The organism is Parashewanella sp. 2304DJ23-3, assembly GCF_056591695.1.
Genome location: NZ_JBWQOH010000001.1, coordinates 275,632 through 299,891, shown reverse-complemented (window position 1 = coordinate 299,891; position 24,260 = coordinate 275,632). Strand labels below are relative to the sequence as shown.

The 24,260-nt window shown below is 41.1% G+C and carries 10 protein-coding genes; 3 read left to right on the top strand and 7 right to left on the bottom strand.

The window, feature by feature from the left end; translation table 11 throughout:
* Positions 1-5: 5 nt before the first annotated feature.
* The 4 genes from AC1EU2_RS01315 to AC1EU2_RS01300 are packed head-to-tail and all read right to left on the bottom strand — an operon-like array spanning position 6 to position 15,496.
* On the bottom strand, positions 6-5,597 hold the full coding sequence (locus AC1EU2_RS01315) for a hotdog fold thioesterase (RefSeq protein ID WP_480296180.1): 5,592 nt from the start codon (positions 5,595-5,597) through the stop codon (positions 6-8).
* On the bottom strand, positions 5,542-7,485 hold the full coding sequence (locus AC1EU2_RS01310) for a PfaB family protein (protein WP_480296179.1): 1,944 nt from the start codon (positions 7,483-7,485) through the stop codon (positions 5,542-5,544). The genes AC1EU2_RS01315 and AC1EU2_RS01310 overlap by 56 nt, the downstream gene beginning before the upstream one ends.
* A complete protein-coding gene (locus tag AC1EU2_RS01305; RefSeq protein WP_480296178.1) occupies positions 7,485-14,654 on the bottom strand; it encodes an SDR family NAD(P)-dependent oxidoreductase in 7,170 nt (2,389 codons plus the stop codon). The genes AC1EU2_RS01310 and AC1EU2_RS01305 overlap by 1 nt, the downstream gene beginning before the upstream one ends.
* Positions 14,651-15,496 carry a transcriptional regulator gene (locus tag AC1EU2_RS01300; RefSeq protein ID WP_480296177.1) on the bottom strand — a complete coding sequence of 282 codons (846 nt, stop codon included), beginning with the start codon at positions 15,494-15,496 and terminating at the stop codon, positions 14,651-14,653. Before AC1EU2_RS01300 ends, AC1EU2_RS01305 begins: the two co-directional genes overlap by 4 nt.
* 156 nt (positions 15,497-15,652) lie before the next feature.
* Between AC1EU2_RS01300 and AC1EU2_RS01295 the strand changes: the two genes are divergently transcribed.
* The 3 genes from AC1EU2_RS01295 (at position 15,653) to AC1EU2_RS01285 (ending at position 20,915) form a co-directional block, all read left to right on the top strand.
* Positions 15,653-16,420, top strand: coding sequence for a 4'-phosphopantetheinyl transferase family protein (locus AC1EU2_RS01295; protein ID WP_480296176.1), 768 nt, complete (start codon positions 15,653-15,655; stop codon positions 16,418-16,420).
* Positions 16,421-16,578: 158 nt separating this feature from the next.
* Entirely contained in the window at positions 16,579-17,772 is a 1,194-nt protein-coding gene (locus AC1EU2_RS01290) for an efflux RND transporter periplasmic adaptor subunit (RefSeq protein WP_480296175.1), read from the top strand.
* Between the two features lie 23 nt (positions 17,773-17,795).
* Positions 17,796-20,915 (top strand): efflux RND transporter permease subunit, encoded by a 3,120-nt coding sequence (locus AC1EU2_RS01285; RefSeq protein ID WP_480296174.1) that lies wholly within the window; start codon positions 17,796-17,798, stop codon positions 20,913-20,915.
* Positions 20,916-21,124: 209 nt separating this feature from the next.
* Here the strand turns inward: AC1EU2_RS01285 and AC1EU2_RS01280 are convergent, their stop codons facing one another.
* From AC1EU2_RS01280 to AC1EU2_RS01270, 3 genes are all read right to left on the bottom strand, one after another.
* Complete coding sequence (locus tag AC1EU2_RS01280; protein WP_480296173.1) at positions 21,125-22,141, bottom strand: hypothetical protein; 1,017 nt, start codon at positions 22,139-22,141, stop codon at positions 21,125-21,127.
* Positions 22,142-22,653: 512 nt separating this feature from the next.
* A complete protein-coding gene (locus AC1EU2_RS01275) occupies positions 22,654-23,517 on the bottom strand; it encodes a collagenase (protein WP_480296172.1) in 864 nt (287 codons plus the stop codon).
* 79 nt (positions 23,518-23,596) lie between these two features.
* Positions 23,597-24,082, bottom strand: a complete 486-nt coding sequence (locus AC1EU2_RS01270) for a glutathione peroxidase (protein ID WP_480296171.1) — start codon at positions 24,080-24,082, stop codon at positions 23,597-23,599.
* Between the last annotated feature and the right edge of the window lie 178 nt (positions 24,083-24,260).

Here is a 24,260-nt window from a genome sequence, read left to right as displayed (position 1 = left end):
TTCCTTTATTTCTCAGTCTCTTCAATACAAATGGCGATGTCAGTGACTTCATAAATGCGTAAGCCGTCTTTACTTAAATTAGCATCACCAACAATGATAAGTTTATCAGCTTGATGCTTGATGTCCGTAATGTGTACATCGAGTGACATTTGTTTATTGTGCGGGGTGATCTGGCCGCGATATTTCCATTTTACTTCAGACAAAATTTGCCCGAATTTTGGGTTGATAAAGTCTTTGCCTAAATTCATTTCAATGGCGTAGGTTTGCATTAACTCAATGATGGCTTCCACACCGAGGGAACCTGGCATTACTGGATCTTGATGGAAGTGGAATTGGAAGAACCAATCGCTTGCATCAACCGTGCGCTCCGCATACAAATAGCCTTTATTAGCTTTACCGCCATTCTCAACAATTTCTACTTTGTCGATAAAGTTAAGCTGCTTACCAGCAAGTCGGTAATGTGGTTGCTTCTGTGGTGCGTTGAAACTACGGCCTGTAATATCTAATAGGTTAATGACATGGTCAGCTGGAGTGCTATTTTCAACATGCCATGCTTGTTGAGTTTTGCCATTATCTAAACCGAGTTGGTGTATTAACGCTTGCTCTTTAAAGTATCCAAATACTGCGCTGCCTTTAAAGAAAGGGGTGCCATCTGTGCTTAGCTCGAAGGTAAAACTTTGGATAATATTACTACCTGAAATTACCGTTGATAACAATTTTGAATCATTGGTAATGGTTTTACCTCGTAAATCAACCTCACGAAGTAAAGTCCCTGAGCCGTCAAGATTACGGAAGAACAGCTCGTCATTTGGAAACTTTAAGGTTGTGCCCATCCATGCAGAAATAAAACCGTTTGGCTGCAGCGCAATCTCCATCAAAATAGAGTAAGGCATGACAGATTCATGGGTATTTTTAGTGAAATACCACGCATCGGCAGGAACTTCATATTCGGCAATACAAGATGCTGGATTTTTCAGATCTCCACGCTTGCCCTTGATGTCAATTACACGAGTAGTTAGCTGCAGATCACCGCAAGGTGTGCGTGGCGGAATTAGATTCCGATAAATATCGAAATCGCTACCGAAACATTTTTCAATGTTACCTGTAGCAAATTCAAACATATGATATGGCGTGAACGGTAACGTGTCTGGTGTTCTATTTGGGTAGTCGGGACACATTGGGGCTTCAATATGTTTAATTGGCACTACGCCTTTATTGGTTGGCGCTAGCGTATCGGCAATTTGAGCCATTAATGGTGCATTTGGTGTTTTACCAAAGTCAGGTGATTGCAGTGCTGACGAATTGCTATATCGGGTACAGTTCGGCTCTTCTTTGATCATTACACCTAGATTTTGGAAATCAACGACCACTTTTCCATCAAGCAAGATATCGATATTAGCTTTGGCATATGGCTGAGGCAGCAGTCCAATTTCAGTGACTTCCATTCGATAAGTTAAGGTGCCGTGTTGTGGTAAAACCTGACCACGACAGCGTACTTTTTGTGAAGCATCTTTTAATGGCTGAAAGCGACCCTGTTTACTTTGAGTGTGCATGCCCAAGTGGAGCATAAAGAATTGCAACAACTGGCCACAGCCTTCAGCCATTAATGATCCAGCCATTACTTGGTCGTCTTTGAAGTGGCATGGGAAATACCAGTGGTCGGGTGCTAATTGTTTCTCGCCTTCGACAAAACCCAATCCCCATGCACCACCATGTATTTCAAGCTGATTAATTTGCTCGATCATCAAAAATTTCTGTGAAGCAAAACTTAACGCAGTTTGTTCACCATGAATGCTCTGGTGATGACGGTGATCCCCTCCAAAACAAGTGCCAATATCGCCATGAAGTAAGTGTTGAATCTGCTGATAATTAAACTGCGTCTGCGGGCAATGTAGTAGCGGTTCAAATTTGGGTTTATTTGAATTATTTAACGCCAGATGACGAGTTTTGATTTCATCTTCAGTGCGTATTACGCCTTTGCCGTCAGCCAGTTCTTGGTTCGTAAAGAAGCCAGCGCAACCACCATCCATTTTCAAAATCATTTTGTCGCCAACAAAACACTCATAGCTGAAAAAGAACAGCAAAGTGTCGCCATTACGAGCAAAATGGTTGATAGAAATATCATAGCGTAAGGTATCACCGCCACGTGGCAAGTCACCAAGAAAGGTGAGAGTACAATCTAATAGACGGTAGACTCGCTCACCTCGGTTTTCAAAATCAATACCCAAATAACTGATCAACATTAAATCGCATTGACCGGATTCAACTGCAACAGCCCAAGGGATCTGACCATTAACCAAGTATGGTGCATCGACAGGGATGTCGTACTCTGTGGTCATTTTACAGGGTTGAAACTCGTTAACTTTGGCGTCGAGCTTGGTCACACGAGAAACCAATAAGTAATCAGACGTTGGTAGACGTACACGGCGAGAGTAAGTGTCGATAATTTCATATTCATCGCCAAATACCTTAGCGATATCGCCTTCTGCATATTCGACTAAATCATGGTAATTCCAGATACATGGCTTTTGTTCCGGAACGGGTGGTGTGTAGTCTGGAATATTAGCGAGTGTGTGTGGATGGTTACTGCTTTCTGTTGCTTTGAGCGTACCTAAGCTTTTGTTTTCATTGACGTAACTAGGTGCGCTAACTTTTGTGTCGTATTTATTATATTCAGATAAACCAGCTTGCTGCTTCATCAAAGCATCAGCGATTTTTAACCCTTGCGCTCTGATTTTCAAGAATGTGCAATGAGTATTACGAGCTTGGGCTTGATTTTGCATCAGTGCTATTAGGTCAGAATCTGTAGCTGTAGGGCTGAACTCTGGCTTACCTTTTGTTCGTTTTGGTGCTGTAATGGACTTCATTTTTGATGTGAGTTGTTCCATGTCAGTAAGTTCGGTTTCCACAATATGTTTGATAATATCTCTGCCACCTAAACTGACAGTTTTGATCAAGTGTTTTTGGTCACTCCAAGTAAGATCTTGTGACAAACGAGATAATAATTGGTCTTGTTGCTGAGCGTTTTGAGTTACTGAAAATTCTGAATATTGCTTTTCAGCCTCAGTGCGTACTCGAATGGAATTTTGCGTTTGTTGTGGTAAATCCAACAAGCTATTGAGCAATGATGTCATGCCTGATGCGGCAAACGTATGACCGAATAACTGCTGAGCAGAATGATGTTGTTGGTCGATGCCCATTCCGTACTCAATGGCGTTATTATGTTCGATGATGGATTCAGCTGTTTCATCAAAATAGTCGTGCTGAGGAGTAAAGCTTAAACTCGACACATTTCCATAGCTGCTTGACTGGATATCTGTTGTTTGCAGAACTATCGCACCCGCCGCTTCACCAATATTCCATTTATTTAAGTCAGCATTTGGAACGATATTTACGCCATGGCGCTGGTTATTAACAATGACTTGCTCTGCACTACCTGTTAAATCTACGGATGCAATCACAATGGCATCGTAGCTTTCTTGGCTCATCATGTTTTCTGCCACATCTAAGCAGCGGGCTACTGAGTGTTCAGCCGCTGAAATCGTAAAGGCAGGCCCGTTGAAGTCCCATAACGATGAGATCCTGCTGGCCATAATATTGCCGATGAAACTGGTATATTGATTCAACTTGGCAGCATCTAACACACTATCCATCGATAATGCTTCAAGTTGTTGGTATTCATCGTCTGACAGTGAAATGCCATGTTCAGTTAAGCTAACCGCAAGTTGAGTATGTAAATTAACTCGACCACGGAATTGATGCAATTCTGCTTCAGTTTCCATAGCGACTAACACAGCCACTTTACTGCCTGTTTGAAGTTTGGCATCACGAATGGCTTCATCTGCGACTTTTATCAAAAGCAATTGCTGTGCAATCAGTCGGTCGTCTTCATTTGGAGGGACTTTGTAGCGTAAAAAGTCAAAATCGAAATTGTCGATGTAGCCACCTAGAGGGACTTGCATTAAGCCGAAATCATTCAATAATTCGGTATGGTGTTGTAGGCCTTTCCAACGAAGTGGGGGCACTTCCATGAAAGCCGACTGTTGATTTTTGATGGCCTGATGAATTCGATTTACACTGCTAAACTGCCCAAAATGAGCACCAATGCCGGTAATTGAAAACGCATTGTGTGCTACAGATAGTGGACTATTGTTTTGTTCGCCAGAGACATGAGTTTCTAGCAGCATATGAGCATTACAGCCACCAAAACCAAATACAGAAACACCTGCATGTCGTCGGTCATTATTTACTTTTACCGGCCAAGCTGTCGTTTCAGTCGGTATATTGCTTTGACCGAACAGCTGGTTAGGCGAGTGAATAGCTTCGCTGAGGTTAATACTGGCCGGTAGTGTTTGGGTTTCCATAGCAAAGATCATTTTCATGATCCCTGGCATACCCGCTGCGGTGAGTAGGTGACCCAAATTGGATTTAGCTGAGCCTATGAGTGGTGCTTGTTCACCTTCCAGTTTGTCTGCGAAGAACTGTTCCATTGAAGTAAGTTCGACTTTGTCACCCAATGGCGTTCCCGTTGCATGGCACTCAATTACTTCGATATCTTTGGCTGGTGTTTGCGCTGATTCATAAGCACGTTCAAATGCTTGTATCTGACCTTTAGAGTTCGGACTTAATACAAATTGCCCTTTGCCATCGTTCGATAATCCAATACCGCTGATCACGGCATAAATTTTGTCACCATCACGCTCTGCATCGCTCAGGCGTTTTAAGGCTATAACGCCAGCACCTTCACCAGCAAATAACCCTTGGCTGTTTGCATCAAAAGGCGCAGATTGCCCATTTTCTGGGTAAGCGTGAAAAATCGAAAATCCCATATTGATAAAGAAAGGGTCTGCACCAGATACCGCACCGGCTAGCATTAAATCCGCTTTGCCAGTATTGAGATAATCGCAAGCCAACTTTACAGCGTAGACTGAACTAGCACATGCCGCATCTAAACTGAGTTGACTGCCACCAAGCCCAAGTGCTTGATGAATAACATGCGAAGTATTGTGAGATACGGATAAGTGACTCTTAGGATTTGAACTTCGGGCAAATACGGTTTGCTGCCCTTGAAAGTCAGTTAGCTTGAAATTGGTTTGTTCAAATTTTTGTTGTAGCCCTTTTTCAACCGCCTTGTGATAAATCGGTAAGAAGGTTTCGTTGGATTTAGTGGTTGGGAAAGATAAACTGCCCATCACGATACCGCAACGAGACAAGCTTTCATCCGCTAAATTGATGTTGGCATCCAGTAAGGCTTTCTTACTGCAATCCAGTGCCCATAAAAAACTGTCATCAAGGGCATTCAATTCATCTGCTGGCAGTTGATAGCCTGAGGCATCGAAACTGAAATTAGATATGTAGCCGCCCTGATCGCAATAAAAACGATCTGAATCACCTTGCTTCCCTGAATAATCAGTAGGTTCTGCGGCAAGTTTTTCAGCCGTTAAGTGACTGCGCGCATCGGCTTTATTCAGCAGATTTTGCCAAAACTGATTGGCATCTTTTGCGTGAGGGTAACGTGCGGCAAGTCCGACAATGGCAATTTTATTCATGGACTGAAGCGTTTCCTTCTTTTTCTTTACAATGCATGAGCAGAGCAATTGATATCGGTACTCGTAGGCTTATCAACTGTGCAATGCATTTTAATAAACTGGTGATGGTAGGCTGACCTTTACTGTTTATGGCAAGACAGTGTGTTTCAGTATCGTTTTTAGTGATTTTTTCGATGATACTGGCGGTTTGACGGTCAGCGCCAACCTCTATAAATATGTTACTACCGTGCTGTTTCGCAGAATCAATGACTCGTGAAAAATCTAGCGGTTCTGTAAAGGTTGTAGCAATGGATTTTGCGATCTCATGACTATCTTCGGCGTTAATGGCTTTATTTGATGATGCACTTATGAATTGTGTTTTGCTTGCAGTTGCGATTAATGGCAGCGCATAAAACTCAGTAAGTTGTGGTTTCACTCTTTTCGATGCGGGTGTGTGCATCGCTGTTACCATATTGCTGGCAAGACCACGTTTACCAAGTTGTTTTAGCAAGGCTTTGCATTGATATTCATCACCCGCTATCACACTGGTTTCACCCTGAGAGATCACAAGGTAAGCTTTTGGATAACCATGAATCAATGTTTCAATTTCAGCAACGGGTGCTCGAACGACAAAACTGTTCCAGTTAATGTGCTCATCGGCCTTGAGTTGCCACTCATCTCTGACTGCTTTGAGCTTACCAGAAATTTGCTGATTGAAAATGTCACTGTTGGCGGTTTTCTCAATTAATGTTTCAGGCTGCTTCCAAATATTTAAACTGGCCCACATGGCAGACTCCCCCATGGAATAGCCAAGTGCAAAATCCGGGTTTACTTTAAATTCATTAATAAGCAGCCGAGTGAATAAGTAGCTGGCACCGACACCACTGATAGCTTGTTGGCTCAATGTTGGTTGTAAAACATCATCAGAGTAGTAGCTTTCAGCCTGTAACATGGCAGCTAAATCAAGTTGTTTATCTAACGCTTGATAGAGCGCAGGAAAGTACTCATGTAACTCAGAAAGCATATTTGGGTAGGTAGTGCCTACTCCAGGGTAAACAAAAGTCAGCCCTGAGTTTTCAGCATGCTTACCCACAAAAAAGCAACTGCCGTTAGGGGTTTGCCAGCGCCAATTCTCGTGATTTTGATTCTTTAGTGCAGCAGTGAGAAAGAGCTGAAGCTCTTGAAGCAACTGCGGTAGGTTTTTAGCTTGAAGAACAAGTGCAAGTTTAGCGTTTGGGTTGTATTGGCCGAGGTTGCGAGCATTTAAAGTGACGTTGTCATTTTTCTCTTGGTATGAGGCTATTTCTACATGGCGCAGCTTTGCCTCAGCAACAACGTCATCAATTGAGTTTCCGCAAAGAACAAAAAACAGTTGCTCTGAATTAAGTAACGGCTTTGCTTTTTCGCACTCAGTCCCTTGCACTAGAACCAGAGATGAATATCGACCTGATGTTTCAAAGTCGAGTTGCAATACTCTTGGCTGATGTTGCGGCATAAACCAATAGTTGTTTTTGCCTGATTTTGTTGTGAGAGTTCGTGAGGCTAATGCGTTAATGGCATTAATGAATCCTGAAAGAGTTTCATTGGATTCGAATTTTACTAGGTGCTCTGGGTTACGTTTGGATTGCAGTAGAGCTTTTGTTTGAGCTTCAACCTTCGACGGGGTTGTAGCAAACCCACACAAATAAGCATGTGGGTGCAGTTTTAATTTTGCACAAGCAATATCATCAATAAAATACAAATGTTGTTGGTCATACTGAACTTTTACTGCGGATGATGCTAGTGCTTCAATAACTTGCTTAAACAAGTCGTCGATGCTTATATCATTGGCGTTCAGAAAAGTTTGGCATTGAAGTTTTGATTCAACTTGATCAAGCCGATTACGGTCATTACCATCAACAGAAATGACCGCAATTCTTAAGCGTTGATTCTCAACGAGGTGCATTGGCTTCAACACTAGCTAACAGCTCCGCTAGTCTCAATATCAACAAAAGGTTCAAAAACCAGTGTTGGGCTAAGGCTGACTTTGGTTTGCTTCATGTAACAGCTCAAATCACCGTTTTGATGATATAACGCCACATCAGCAATAATGCCTGTTTTACTGTTTTGAACAATATTCAAAATCAATCTGCCAACTTCATCGTTTTTCAACGCTGAAACAGAAACAAACTCACCAATGCTGACAGGCAAGCTGGCTTGATTATGCTGTAATTTTGCCCACACCAGCATAGCTTGTAATAAAGTGTCTGAAGCAACTGCATTGTGTTTATTGCTCGCAGGAAATTCCCCCCAATCAATTAAAGACAATTGGGGTAATTGAATATCGGCGATTAATCCTGAATCATCAAAATGCGTCACCTGTCTGATGGTTTGTAGTTTTGGGCCATGGAATAAACTGCCATTTTGATACAGTTCAATGCCAGACACCTTATGCTCTGCAATAGCGTTATTTAATAAACTTAAAGTTTCACTTGCTGTGACGCTGATTAAACGAGCCTTGTATTGAGGTTTGTTATCACACCAAATGGTCGCTAAATACGCTTGGTCTTGTTGTTCTAGCTTCAAACTCATTAACCTCACAGATTGAGAGTCGAAAACTACGCCTTTGAGCAATTGATAGTCCAATATTTTTAGCGACTGATTGGTTTGAGACTCAGCCTGCAGTTGTAGCCATTGTAGGGCACACACTGTCGGTAACACTGGGTTTCCGTTGATTTTATGGTGTTCGATTAAACCAAGTTGCTGCGGATCTAACGCTAAGTCAGATTGTGTTAAACCCGCATTAAGCTTTTTTACTTCGGTGCCTGTGTCAGCTGATGAGTTGCCTTGCATATCTGAACCAATTAACAATTGGCTTGCAGATTCACTCAGTATTTTTTCAGCAAATAGTGCCGCACCTGCGTCTAACGGAATGACATAAACACCACGGTCAATGAACATTTTTTTCAGTGCGTCATTGACCATGCCACCGTCCCAAGGTCCCCAGTCAAAACTGATGACTTTAGTTTTAGGTAACTTTTGTGAGAGCTGTAATGCTGCTTTATTTAAAATCTCATTACTCATCGCATAGTCGCTTTGTCCTTCGTTACCGTAAAAACCAGCAGCTGATGAGAACAGAGCAACAAGCTTAAGTGAATCAAGTTGCAGTGCAGATAAAACGTGTTTCAAGCCCGATACTTTTGTGCCATAAACACGAGACAATTCATCAAGAGTTTTATCTTGAATGTGCTTATCGGCCAACACGCCTGCACCATGAATTAATCCGGTAATAGGGGTGATAGCACTCAATGTAGACAAGGTGGTTTGCACGTGCTCAACACGAGTCACATCTAAAGAAATGTACTCAGCACTGGCACCAACTTGTTCGAATTGTTGCAATGCATTGGCAATTTCTAAACTGCTGTTTACAGGCTTAATCAACTCATTGACCAATTTTGGTGTTGGCTTTTTATTCTGAGTTTGTAGCTCCGCTATCGCAGCTGCTTTCAATTCAGATTCAACTTTGCCTTTTGCCCAATCTGGGAGTTGGTTGTTTTCAAGATAACCGCTTCGACCAGCCAGAATGAAATGCGCTTTGCTCTTTGCTGCAAGTGCCAACGCACACTTTAAGGTGACACCTTTAGCACCACCCGTGACCAATATTTTATCGGTAGCGGAAATTTCCGCTGCTATAGATTGTTGTTCAGCGGTTTCAGTGGCAATCAGTGTGAATCGCTGTTCTTTGGCTATCCCAATTTCGACCACATCATTTTGAGTTAAAAACTCAGCGATAATGGCATCAGCAAATAAGTTGGATTCTAACTCAGGCTCAATATCAAGCGCCTTACAACTGACTTTTTGCCACTCGTGGCTTAAGGTTTTAGTTAAACCTGACAGCGCTGCTTGGTTAAGTTCAGATTGTGCTGTTAATTCAGCATTGAGATAACCAAAACCACCATCAATGCGACTGGCCGTGATAAAACGAGCTGCTGAGTTAGATACTAAAACAGGCTGTAAGTGTTTTGCCCATAAAAATGCACTTTCAACATGAGTCATTGCTGATTCAGATAATTCAACAGTGATTGCTTGTGAGCTCAAATCTTTAGGTTGTAGGTGAATAAAACCTGTAACGTTTCCTAGCGATTGAATTTGTGTTAACGCACCTTCAATGCTTTTGTCTGAAATATTTTCAAGAGTGATTTGAGTAATATCACTGTTTACAGGAGATTGTTGTTCAAGCATATTAACGGGTGCATGAACAACGGCGACGATTAAACCTTTAGCTGTTAACTTTTCTGCAAGTAACCCTGCATTCTGGCCATCATCATTGATGATAACGACACTGTCTTTTTGAAAGTTTAACTCAGCATTAATCGCCGCTGGCAGCTTTTTTAATGCTACCTCACTGTGTGGTGGAAGTTCGACGTCAGTTATCACTAACTCAGCATTGGCAGCAGGCTCAACGATAACTTGAGTCGGGCTCAGTGACGACGAATCCAATTGGCTATTCATGTAGGCCACGATTTCACCGAGTGTCCTGCATTCTGCTAAGTCTTCAGCATTCAGTTCTGGGAGTTCAGGTAATTGATCTTGCACTGTACCCAAAATCTCAACTCGCTTGATAGAATCGATGCCTAAGTCGGCTTCCATATCCATTGCAAGGTCGAGCATTTCAGCTGGGTAGCCTGTCTTGTCGGCAACGACATCAAGCATGGTTTGTTGAACTTGGCCACTTGTCAGGTTAATGGTTGATGCAATCGTCGCTTCAACTTTTGGCTCAACAGGAGATGGCTCACCAAGCTGGCTATTCATGTATGTGACAATTTCACCAAGTGTTCGACACTCGGCTAAATCTTCTGCGCTCAACTCTGGCAATTCAGGTAATTGATCTTGAACCGTACCTAAAATCTCCACTCGCTTAATAGAATCGATGCCTAAGTCGGCTTCCATATCCATTACAAGGTCAAGCATTTCTGCTGGGTAGCCCGTTTTATCGGCTACAACATCAAGCATGGTTTGCTGTACTTGGTTGCTCGTTAGATTATTTGTTGAAGCAGTAACTGGTTCAGTTTCAGGTACGGCTGTTGATGAATGGTCTAACTGACTATTCATGTAAGCGACAATTTCACCTAAGGTGCGACATTCAGCTAAATCTTCAGCACTCAGTTCTGGTAGCTCAGGTAATTGATCTTGAACCGTACCTAAGATTTCAACACGTTTAATGGAGTCGATACCAAGATCAGCTTCCATATCCATTGCTAAGTCGAGCATCTCGGTTGGATAGCCTGTCTTATCAGCCACCACATCAAGCATTGTTTGCTGAACTTGAATGCGAGTAACGCTGCTGGATACTGTTGCTGTTGTTTCTACACTATTAGCGCTCACGGTCGATGAACTTTCTAACTGGCTATTCATGTAGCTGACTATCTCACCTAGGGTTCGGCATTCCGCTAAATCTTCAGCACTTAATTCAGGTAGTTCTGGTAATTGATCTTGAACGGTCCCTAAGATTTCAACACGTTTGATGGAATCGATACCTAAGTCGGCTTCCATATCCATCGTCAAATCGAGCATTTCAGTCGGGTAGCCAGTTTTATCAGCTACCACATCAAGCATGGTTTGTTGGACTTGATCTGCATTCAAGCTTGATTCTGAAGCTACCGATTCAACTTTAAGCGTTTCAATAACTGGTTGTGGCTGAGCTTTTATTACAGGCGCAGCTACGACAGGTTTTGTAGGTGCGATTTGTGGTTGAGGCGAATGTACCGGCGTACTCGCTTGAGCCGAAGGTTTAGCGACATTCACTGTGACACGCTGAGTTTGCGGTGCAACGCCATTGAGCAAAGAAAGGGCTGCTTGATTTTGTTCAGCTTGCAACTGCATAAATTGTTCGTGGCTTTGCAGTGTTTGGCTTTGGTGCTGGTGGAACATCTCCATTGAACGTGTCAACGCTTCAGGAATAGCCAATCCTTGACTGGCCATTTTTGCTTGCTCAGCCATTAACTCGCTAAAAGTATCGCCATACTGCTTAGGAATTGATAAGAACTGTTGATGCAGCTGTGCCACTTGATCTTGAGCGCTAAAGAAAGCGCCTAATGTATCCCCTGAAGCAACAGTTTGGCTACTTGTTTGAGGTGTTGTTTGTTCAATTTGATGTGTCTTATTTGACGTCATTGGTGATTCCACCGTTTTTTCATTTGTTTTATAAACGACTTTTTCGACGACTTTTTCTACTTCACGGTCGACGTATTCAATTTTGGCACTGACTTCACCATTTTTTAGAGAAGCTTGCATTTTTTGCTGAGTCGCAGGGCTGATATAGTTATTGCCGTTAAGCTTAAAGGACATTCCTACTGCGATTTCAGGGTGTGAAATTTCAGCTTGATATGGGTCGATATTGCTTAGTTCAATTCCTGCAACAGCCAGTTGCATTGCCGCTTGACGATATTGCGTGTCACTGTCGCCTTTGGCATTTGGGTTTAAGCTAATGACCTTGATGTCTGCACTATGTTCTGCAAGGTTCGCTGTGACCAGTTTTTGTAAAATATTTTTAGGACCAAATTCAACAAAAATACGTGCACCAGCGGCGTACATTTCACGTATTTGTTGTCGGAAATGTACCGACTGGAGCATGTGCTCTGTAAACTGCTTTTGAATTTGCTTGCAGTCATTAGAGTAAGCTTTTGCGGTAGCGTTACTAAAAACAGTACCTAATGGAGAGTTAAATTCGACGCCGTTAATTGCATCAGCAAATGGTTGCTGTGCATGTCCAACCAACGATGTGTGGAATGCGCCAGAAACCGGCAGGGTTACGACTTTAAAGCCAAGCTCTTTTTTGATGATCTCACTACATTGAGCTAGGGCCTGAGAGCCTCCTGCAATTACTTGCTGCGTATCAGAGTTATCATTGGCGACTTTGACGTCTTTAAACTGCTTAATAACACGGTGCAGTTTTTCGAGTGCGTCAGCTTCAGTAGGGAGAATGACGGCAGCCATACTTCCTGTATCAACACCATCTGTCGTTGTTGCCATTGCTTGCCCACGTGCAAAAGCGAGCGTGGTATAATCTTGCCTATTGATAACGCCCGAAGCGTATAGAGCTGATAGCTCACCAAAACTGTGCCCGCCGAATAATTCAGCTTTAAATCCAGCTTTAGTCAGTAAATCAAACTGAGTAACGGATAATGCTCCAATCGCACTTTGTGCAAATGCAGTGTTCGTTAACTCCGCTTGTTGGGCTTTTTTTGTTTGTTCGTTAAACGCTGGAATTGGGAATAGCTTGCTGGATAAAATTGGTTGATCATTTTCAGCAAAAACTTTATCACTCAAAGCGACTTGTTGGCGTAGCTCAGGAAAGTTACATCCAAGCTCACGACCCATGTTCACATATTGTGAGCCTTGGCCTGCAAATAATGCAGCAACTTTACCTTGTGTTGCTTGCGCTTGATAGCTGGTTCCCGACGGTAATAACCATTCAAATTCATCACTGACGAGTCGAGTCATCGCATTTGCGAGCTCTTTTTCTAGTTCAGTAACTGATGAAACTACAAAACCTATTCGATGATGATTATCATCAATCTTTCGATGAGGAAAGGACTTCGCAAGGGCGTTAAGGTTGATACCCGTTTGCTTAATCTGCTCAAGTTGAGAGACTAATTCCGATTTTGTCGGAGCATCAATCAATAAGCTGGTAGCCACATTGCGTTGACGATAAGCGCTTTTTGCGTGTTCTTGGCTGTACTCTTCCAAAACTACATGGAAGTTAGTACCACCAAAACCGAAGGAACTGATGCCAGCACGACGAGGTGTATCGTCTGCTTTGGCTATCCAAGGACGAGTTTCACTGTTGATGTAAAAAGGCGAGTTTTCAACACCAAGTTTTGGATTTGGATTATTAACATTAATGGTTGGCGGTAATACCTTATGGTGCAATGACAACGCAGCTTTGATTAGACCAGCAGTTCCTGCCGTTGCTTTGGTATGACCGATTTGTGATTTTATTGAACCTAGGGCGATATGTTGTTTTTGGTTGTTGTTTTCACTGAATACGGAGTTAAGACCATTAAATTCAGCCACATCTCCAGCGGCAGTACCGGTTCCGTGAGCTTCAATAAGGCCGACAGAATCTGGCGCAAAGCCTGCATCATCATAAGCCCGATATAACGCTTTTGCTTGTCCTTCAGGACGTGGCGCATAAATGCTTTTGAACTTACCGTCAGATGAAGCACCGATACCTTTGATAACAGCATAGATTTTATCACCATCACGCTCAGCATCTTCTAAACGCTTAATGGCTATCATGCCAATGCCTTCGCCAATCATCATACCGCTCGATGACTCATCGAATGGGGTAATGTTATCTTTGTCTGTAAATGCAGGCGTTTTGGAGAAACTCATATACATATATGGTGAATTGTCGGTATCGACACCACCTGTGATCATCATGTCTGAGCGATGTTCTGTCAGCTCAGTTAATGCCATACGAATTGCGGCCAATGAACCTGCACAAGCAGCATCTACTACACAGTTCATTCCGCCTAAGTTAAAGCGATTAGCCACACGACCTGCGGTGACATTTCCTAGAGAACCTGGAAATGAGTTTTCTTCCCAAGGCACGTATTGATCTTGTACCTTTTGGATCAGCATCTCTGAATCTTCATCGCTGATGCCGCTATTTTTAAATACCTGACGCAGGACTGGATACTGCAGGCGCGCATTCATGCCTTGGCTGAGCTGCTGCCCACCACCAATGCCTAAGGTTATACCGATGCGGTCACGATCGTATTCATCTGATAGATTTGCATCAGCAAGTACTTCTTTCGCTACCACTAAAGACAATAACTGCGAAGTATCCGTCAGCTCTAGAATGTTCGGCGGTAAACCAAACTCCATTGGGTTAAAGTCTACATCAGGTAGAAAACCTCCGCGTTTACAGTACACTTTATCAGGTGTTGATTTATTGCTGTCGTAATAATCGTCTGCTCGCCAATGGCTTTCCGGTATGTCGGTAATGGCATTGATTTCATCGCTGATCAAATCCCAAAAGTCATTTAAGTATCTGGAATTAGCGAAGATGCTCGCCATGCCGACAATCGCAATAGGGGTATCTTTTAAGCGCTTATTTAGGCGCTTATCTTGTTGACTCATACAGATTCTCCGGAGAAAAGCTTGGTTTGGCGAACGCTCAGATTTTTTGGTTGTTTTAACTGTTGCGTTTTCGCTTGTGGCTCGTTTTTAGTTGCTGTTGAGTTGGGAGTTACATTGGTTTGCACTCCCGGGAAACGAGCTAAAAATGTGTGATAATTTCGCACTAATAAACGACGTAGATGAAATGGCCCTTGCTGCAACACATAACCGATATAACGATTGGCCGCTTGAGTATCATTGTCTTGATAAATATCTACGTAGACCCAGTCAGAATTTGGGTCGATACCAATAAAGACTGAACTGGGTTTTTCTTGCGGGATTTCATCAGGAATGGCCAGTGAAACGACTTGTACGACAGAGTCTGGGTCGTCTTTAGGTAATTCAAGAGCTTTAGCTAAGGTTTCAGTATTTAATGCATACGCACTGACCTCAGAGCCTTGTACAACGGGTAGTTGATTAAAATAATCACCTGGGACTTTAGTTGGTGTCTCATCATCAAGTTTAGACACTCCATACCGCTTTAAACAACGAGCAAGACCAGAGCGGGATACATTTGGGTTGATGAACTCTTGGGTTACTTTTAAGAGTTTATCTAACGAAAGCTCAAGTTGAGAGCGAAGCCCTACAACCACATATTCTTCCGTCGGCGTGAGTGTCGTATTTAAGTGTCTAGGAGTGTGATCACCATCGGCAATATCTTTACGATTTCGCCACTTACGAACCGTAGCAGGGCTAATGTTCAAGATTTTAGAAAGTTCAGCCACGCTCATATCCGACGTTTGAATAAAGCGTCGCATCTCAGGTGTGGTAGTCGCATTCCCATGTCTTTGACGTGTTGTCATAATGTTTTATTGGCATCCATTGCCAGTTTATTCGTTTAATTTTGCAAAATGAGCAGCAAGATTACCTCAGTCTCACTCTGGTTACAATCAGGTGGGACAAAATAGATTTTACAAAACATTTCAGCATAAGGTTATAATGCGATTTTACGGATTAACTTGGCTTTTTCTTTGCATTCATTACAACAACCACTAATTGAAGTTATGACTTATCTTTATGAAATTCAGTTGATTGATGATAAAGAGGCTGCACTTAAATTATTGTCAGAATCAGAGCGGCAAAGAGTTCAGCAATACAAGTCTGAGCGAATGCAGAATCAGGCTTTGTTTGTTCGAACAACACTCCGTGAAACCTTGTCTCGTTATTGTGATGATAATGAACTTGAGGCTATTCAATCTAACCAATGGCAGTTTGAAGTTGGAAAACACGGAAAGCCTCGCTTAATTCAGTCTCAATTTGATGCTACCGGGATTCAATTCAATATCAGTCACAGTGGTGATTACTTATTGATTGGTATCTTTCATTCAAAACTTCCTTATTCTGAAATTTTGTTTGGTGTGGATATTGAAAGAGAAAGGAAAAATACAGATATACATGCAATTTTAAATCGTTATTTCTCAGAGATTGAAGTTTCAAGTTTATTGGCTTTGCCTGAAAGTAAGCAGCGCAAGCGTTTTTTTGATTTATGGGCATTAAAAGAATCTTACATTAAGGCGACAGGTAAAGGACTCGCTACAAGGCTAGATTCGTTTTCTTTTACTTTTGATGATATGAGTGAACCTATAGAAGTGACTGCTGAGAATGAATATAAAGAGTTTTATTGGCAATCGTTCTTAAAACAGCGTGTTAATGGTTACCGGGTAGGTGTTTCTTTCGCTACAAAAGATAAGCTCGTATTAGCGATTAATTTTAATGATGCGGGTTAACAACCTTCTTTAAAGTCTACTTTGTGTATATTTCTGAATTTCAATGTGGTTCGAGTCCATGTAAATAAACCTTTTAAATTTCATCACAGGTACATAGTTCAAACTGTTGCTACACTGAAATAGTTAATTTATTTCTAAAGGTTCATAGGGACTTGAACATGAGCTATTTCAGTAAATCATTCAACCATGTTTTTCTTATTCTTTTCTTACTAATTCCGACCACAGCTTGCAACAAAGACGATTCAAAGAGTGATAAAACTGCAAAACTAGTTGAAGTCAATGTAGCTCCAGTGCTGCATGAGACTATTGTGAGTTGGGATGAGTATACAGGCAGAGTTAAGTCTCCAGATCGAGTTACGGTTATCCCTCGTGTTTCAGGCTATCTCGATAAAGTGATGTTTGATGAGGGAGCCCGAGTAAAAAAAGGCGATGTACTGTTCCAAGTTGACCCAAGAACGTTTCAAACCGATGTAAAGCGATTAGAAAGTGATCTTGACCGAGCAAAAGCAAACTCGATGTTAGCGGAGTCTGAATACAAACGTGTTGAAGAACTTTATAAGCAAAGGGCTGTGTCAAAGCAAACACTCGAAAGCCAATATGCTTCAAAACAGAAAGCTAAGGCTGATGTTAATTCTATTAAGGCACAACTCGCTCATTCCGTTCTGGATCTTGAATTCACTAAAGTGATTGCACCTATCGATGGCCGAGTGTCATTTGCACAGATCACAGAAGGTAATTATCTAGAAAAGGGGGTTTCACCTCTCACTTCTATTGTCTCTGATGACTACATGCATGTGTATTTTGATGTTGATGAAAAGACCTATCTTAAATATTTAGACTTACTTAAAAGTATGCAGCAATCAGCGCCAGGTAAGTTAGACAGTTTTGTTTCTATGAGCCTAGTGAATGCAAATGATTTTAAGCATAAAGGCAAAATTGATTTTATTGATAATAGAGTCAATTCAAGTACAGGTACTATCCGGTTACGAGCACATTTTAATAACCATCATCAACGCATTATTCCTGGTGCGTTTGCGACTCTGAGAATAGCAGGCAGTGCACCACAAAAACGTATTCTAATCGATGAAACTGCAGTCAAAACTGATTTGCAAAATCGTTATGTTCTCTTGGTGGACGAAAATAACCAATTGAAATACCAACCTGTAACACTCGGAAAATCAATGAGTGGTTTAAGAGTGATTAAAACGGGGTTGAAGCCAACCGATCGCATCGTCATTAATGGCATGCACAGGGCTAAAGCGGGAAGAAAAATTAATCCCATACATGTAGATATGACCTCTAAAGAAAATTTGGATGAGTTGAGAGAAGAGCAGAAAATGTATTTCCAATAACATAGTGGCAAGGAAGCGCACTCATGATTTCAAAGTATTTTATCGAAAGGCCGATCACAGCGGTCATGCTGTCTCTGTTATTCATTATTTGTGGTGCTATTTCCGTTGGTCAACTGCCTACCACTGAATATCCCGATGTAGCACCACCGACCGTCATTGTTCAAGCTAAGTATCCAGGGGCAACCCCTAAACTCATTGCTGAAACTGTAGCTTCTCCCATTGAGCTTGAGATAAACGGTGTTGATAACATGTTGTACATGTCATCTCAGGCCACGGCTGATGGATTGATGAAGTTAACCGTGACGTTTGCCATTGGCACGGACATAGATGTTGCACAAGCGCAAGTTCAGAATAGAGTTGAACGTGCAAAGCCAAGATTGCCTGTTATTGTTCAGCGTTTAGGCGTTGTGACCGAAAAAACATCACCGATTCTTACCATGTTAGTTCATTTGTATTCGACAGATGAAAATCATGATCTGTTGTATTTATCCAATTACGCTAATTTGTATGTAAAAGACGAATTGCAACGGATTAAAGGGGTTGGTGCAACGCGCCAATTTGGCTTTGGTGAGTACAGCTTAAGAGTGTGGTTAGACCCTTATAAAGTTTCATCGGTAGGGCTTTCTCCCATTGATATTGTCAAAGCAATTAAACAGCAAAATCAGCAAGTGGCAGCAGGAAGTTTAGGTACTGAGCCGATGGTGGGTGCTAACTTCGAATTGTTGATAAATGTAAAAGGGCGTTTGTCTGATGTAGAAGAGTTCAAGAATATTATTATTAAAGTGGGTGAAAACGATCAGGTAGTGAGATTAAAAGACGTAGCCAGAGTTGAGTTGGGTTCCGAAAGCTATGTATTAAATTCAAAGCTCAATAACTCTCCGGCAGTAGCAGTACCTATCTATCAGGCTAATGGTGCTAATGCGATACAAATATCCGATGATGTGCGAGCTAAAATGAAAGAGCTCGAAAAGCACTTTCCGGCCGGGTTGGAATACGCATTAGTTTTTGACCCAACCGTATTCGTTCGAGAGTCGATTAGCTCTGTGATTGAAACGTTAATTGATGCGGTGTTTCTAGTCATATTGGTTGTGGTATTGTTTTTACAAACTTGGCGAGCATCTATAATCCCGCTATTAGCAGTACCTGTGTCACTTATTGGTACTTTTAGTTTTATGCACCTAATGGGATTCTCGCTCAATGCGCTTTCCCTTTTCGGGCTTGTGTTGGCGATAGGCATTGTTGTTGATGACGCCATTGTTGTTGTGGAAAATGTTGAACGAAACATTGCAAACGGCCTTAAACCACTCGATGCAACTAAAAGGGCCATGGAGGAGGTAACGAGTCCGATTATTGCGACCACAATGGTATTAATAGCAGTATTTGTTCCTACAGCCTTTATGACAGGGTTAACTGGCGAGTTTTATATTCAATTTGCGTTAACATTGACCATATCTACGATTATCTCCGCCATAAATTCTTTAACGCTCAGCCCAGCATTATCTGCGCTGTTACTTAAACCACACGACGCACCTAAAGATAGGTTATCAAAGTCAATCGATTGGCTATTTGGTTGGTTATTTAGACCGTTTAATCAATTCTTTCATTGGCTTTCGGAGAGTTACGGTGCATTAGTGGCACGTTTAGTTAGAATCAGCGGCGTCATTGTTTTCGTTTATTTAGGTCTGTTAAGTCTAACGGGATATCAATTCAAGAATACGCCAACGGCTTACGTACCTCCGCAAGATAAACAATATTTGATCTCTTACGCCCAATTACCCGATGCAGCTTCGCTAGACAGAACTCAGGCAGTAACCGATAAAATGACAGCGATTGCTTTAAAGCATCAAGGGGTGACGGATGTCTTTTCAATGGCGGGCTTGAGTATTAACGGTTTCACGAATAGTACCAATCAAGGTATTGTGTTTGTTACGTTGGATAAGTTTGAGAACCGAACAAGCCCTGAGTTATCTGCGAATGCCATTGCTAAGTCGCTTAATGGTGAATTTCAACCCATTCAAGAAGCTAAAATTGCCGTATTTAACCCTGCACCTGTTCGTGGTTTAGGAACTATTGGTGGTTTTAAATTGCAAATCGAAGATCGAACTCATTATGGGTTTGACACCTTATTTAAGGTGACTGAAGAAGTCATTGAAAAATCTAAGTCTCACCCTGAGTTGGCTAAAGTCTTTACCAGCTATCATGTGAATGTGCCTCAAATTGAAGTGGCAGTAGACAGAACCAAAGCCATGCAAATTGGTGTGTCGATACAAGATGTCTTTATAGCGTTGCAATCTTATTTGGGAAAGACTTATGTGAATGACTTCAATTTGTTCGGGCGGACTTATCAGGTGAACATTCAAGCAGAGCAATCATTCCGTGATATGCCCGAAGATATTACTCAAATTAAAGTCAGTAATAATAAGGGTGAGATGATTCCATTGGGAACCATCATTGAAGTAAAGCATACGGTTGATCCTGATAGGGTGATGCACTACAACAGCTTCATTTCAGCTGACATCAACGGAGTCGCAGCAGCGGGATATAGTAGTGATCAGGCAAGATCTGCTATTGAGGAAGTTTTAACAGAAGCTCTGCCTGATGGAATGAATTATGAATGGACTGACATTACTTATCAGCAGATTTTAGCAGGTAATACAGGTGGATTAATTTTCTTACTCGTTATTTGTTTAGTGTTTATGGTTCTTGCAGCGCAATACGAGAGTTTAAAATCACCACTAGCGATTATTCTTATCATCCCTATGACAATGCTATCGGCGTTAACTGGCGTTTGGATTTATGGGGGGAATAATAATATCTTTACCCAGATAGGCTTAATTGTGCTGGTGGCTTTAGCAACGAAGAACGCCATATTAATTGTTGAGTTTTCCAAAGAATTACAAGCCGAAGGCAAAGAAATTAAAGAAGCTGTAATTACGGCATGTAAGTTACGTTTGCGCCCAATTTTAATGACTTCATTCGCATTTATTATGGGTGTTTTACCTCTAGTGTTTTCCGTCGGAGCTGGCTCAGAAATGCGGAGAGAAATGGGGGTCGCGGTATTTTCTGGCATGCTGGGTGTTACGCTCTTTGGATTAGTACTTACTCCAGTGTTTTACTACTTGTTGATGCGTAAGAAGCCTTAGGACAGGTTGGCCTTTGAGGATTGAATTTAGCGCTGTTCGAGCGTTTACGTTTTCAAGGCATGAGTGAGTAAACCTAATCATCTATGTGAAATAATGATGGTTTTAAATGTTGATAAATGAACTCGCTCTAATTTATTGATAACTAACAGCTTGAACTGATGGATTAATCTAAAAAATGCCTACCTATCGTTGGGGTATTTCTTCTCGTTCTAGAAATCAATAAATAACTTTTCAAATGCCTCATTAAGCGTTTTGTCGGATTCGGAAAACCTAGCTGAAGGACTTGAGCTTTCATTAGGACTACTTTTAGTTCTTAAAACAACGAAGTACTCAGGATGCTGTTTTGCGTATTCCTTTTCACTGGGAATCGCTTTTAGTTCATGCTTGTCTAAAATTGCTTCATCGCCTGAATTACTCTCTCCATTAAGGTGAGCCTGAGAAGGTTGAATTTTTGGGTTTTTATAAGCTTCAAAAGAACCTTTTAACCACTCCCTTACCCTTTCAACTTCTGGTGTATCCTGCCTAATAGTTTCTAGCCTTTGTTCTTGGTCACTATAGCTGGATTGTGTATCTCTTGATGCTCGAGGTTGGCTACTGACCCTAGAATTCTCTGCTGCTGATGGCGAAAATACATCATCAAAGTCTTCTTGCGCAGACTCTATGCTTTTCAATACAAAAAGAGGTACCAATTTGTTTGAGCTTTTTTCTGTGTTTGTGAAGAAACTGACTTCATGCAAATTTGAGCAGCAAGATAGAGAATCTGTATGGTTTTCTTTGCCATTAGAGGTGTCCAATACATCATAATTAATAGGGACGGTACCGGTTTCAGGATTAATTAGCTTAAATGTTCGAAATTGCTTGAGAGGGAACCGTTTCAACTCCACTGTATCGTTACCATTGAATCGACAAAACAAAACCTGTTCTCCACTATCAGAATAGCTACTTCTTTCTTCAATTGTGGGAAATTGGCTAGCTAATGCATGTTCGTTAAATATTTGGAGAGAAGGCTTGCAATCTTGGTAGTGTGCGGCATTCATTATGTCGTCAATTAATTTCTCAGGTTCCTGTACACCAAGAGCTGTTAATTGACGTAATTGTTGCTTAAAGCATTCGGTAACAGCAGATTTTTTGTCGGTTACTCCTGATAAATCAAGAAAAACAGTATGCTGAGAAGCATAGTTGGTTGTACTGTCGATATTGCTGAGAGAGGGGGATGCTTCTGCCATAGTAAACTCCAGTATTTATGCGGCAATATATCTAGCATGGAAGTCGAAGCTAACTAGTAAAGTTTGAAATATCAATTAGTCTAAAAAATTGTTCATAAAAAGTTTAAAAAGAAAAAAAAGGCTTATCAATCGATAAGCCTTATAATTCCAATTCGGAAAATAACATAGGGAGATGATGAACAAACAATGCTTAATTAATCTGTTCATCTTAAAAGACCTACAAAGACTAAAATTGATTACATAAAAAATGAACAGATGGTATAGCTAAAAGTTATGAAAGATATTTGTAATTGTGAGTTTGACTCTCAAATAGTGAAACGCTGAAAAAAAGACAAAAAAAAGCGACCTAGTCTTTAGATCGCTCACTTCCAATTTGGAATTTTTATGATACAACAATATCAATAAAGGGAGAATGATGATGAACAAACAATGCCTTTAACTAAGTTAAAATAATCTGTTCATAAAGTCAGACTCTGGAGTTTTAAGATAGTTCAATAAAAAATAAAAAAAGTTTACTTTTTTTCAATTTTTTTTATCCAAGTCGAAAACTCTGCGTCATATCTTGTTCCCCATAGGGTTACAAGTTTTTGATACTTATCGTATTCTCCTTTTCTTGTGAACTTAAGCATTGCATCAACTTGAGCGCGATGATTTTCTAACATAAATCGTGTTGCAAGATATCCCCAACGGTAAATTCGAGCGCTTCCACCATCATTCTCATAACTGGTACTGAATAAGTCACTCAGTTTGTACTCTCCCGACTTTGCTGTTTCAAAAGCTTTAGGGTTGTTGTCACCTTTACTAATGTATTCAGCTAAACCTTCGGCCCACCAAACTAAGTGTGGTTTTTGAGGCGCTGGCTTTGGGCAATACTCAGGTGCGCCATGAGAGTCGTGTGGCCAAGAACAAAAATCACCATGAAGATTAAAACGACCATCCAAGTAATGGATGTATTCATGAGCTAAATTCCAAATCTGACCATCTTTCTCATAGGCGACGAATTCTGCTTGATTGCCTTTTTTATTTGGATAACCCTCTAAATACATGCCGCCATTGTCACTAGGCACATCAAAATGGTCAGTTACGTGTTTTACATACGAGTCTCGATCAGCATAAATATTCGCTCGCATACTGGCATTGTTATCATCTTTAACCGGAGAAGAAACCGTACCAAATAGCTCGTGAAACTTAGCTTCTTGTTTTGACAGTAGTGCACAAGCCTGTGTTATTTGAGTTTGAGACAACTTTTCAGAACGAATTTGAATCGTTGGACTACATTTATGTTCTTGCTTTAACACTGAAGAAATTGAAGGTTGATACGCAATGGCTGAACTAGAAATTAGAGAAAGTAATAGAAAGGGGATTTTGTTATTCATTTTATCGTCCATGAGGTTTATTTGATAAATTGTATACAATCTATCATTCGAATCTCTCATGGACAATTATAATTCGAATTTACTCAGCCAATAACTTTTCAATATCCGATTTAATGTCTTCTGGCTTGGTTGTTGGCGAATAGCGTTTGATCACTTGGCCTTGTTTATTTACTAGGAACTTAGTGAAATTCCATTTAACAGATTCTGAGCCCAGTAGCCCTTTTGCAGATGATTTAAGGTAGTTATATAGAGGGTGAGCGTTATCACCATTAACATCTACTTTCGCAAAAAGCGGGAAGGTAACGCCGAAGTTTAATTCACAGAACTGTGAGATTTCACTCTCCGAACCGGACTCTTGGCTCGCAAACTGATTACACGGAAAGCCTAAAACACTAAACCCAGAATCTTTTAATGATTGATACAGTGATTCAAGGCCTTTGTATTGTGGCGTAAATCCGCATTTACTCGCAGTATTTACAATTAATAATACATGCTCTTGATATTTACTTAGGGCAACGTCATCGCCCGTAATAGATTTAGCTGTAAATTCGTATACTGAAGACATAAGTTATGCTCATCCTTAATAAATTGTTTTCAGTATATCGAGTATTAATTACAGTTGTATATTGGGTTGAGTTTTTACTCAAAAAATTAGGTGGTCATCACCTTTTGTTGTTGATTGAACCTAAAAACAAAAGTCAGTAAATTAAAGATGATTATCCATGACGGATACAAATAAAAAT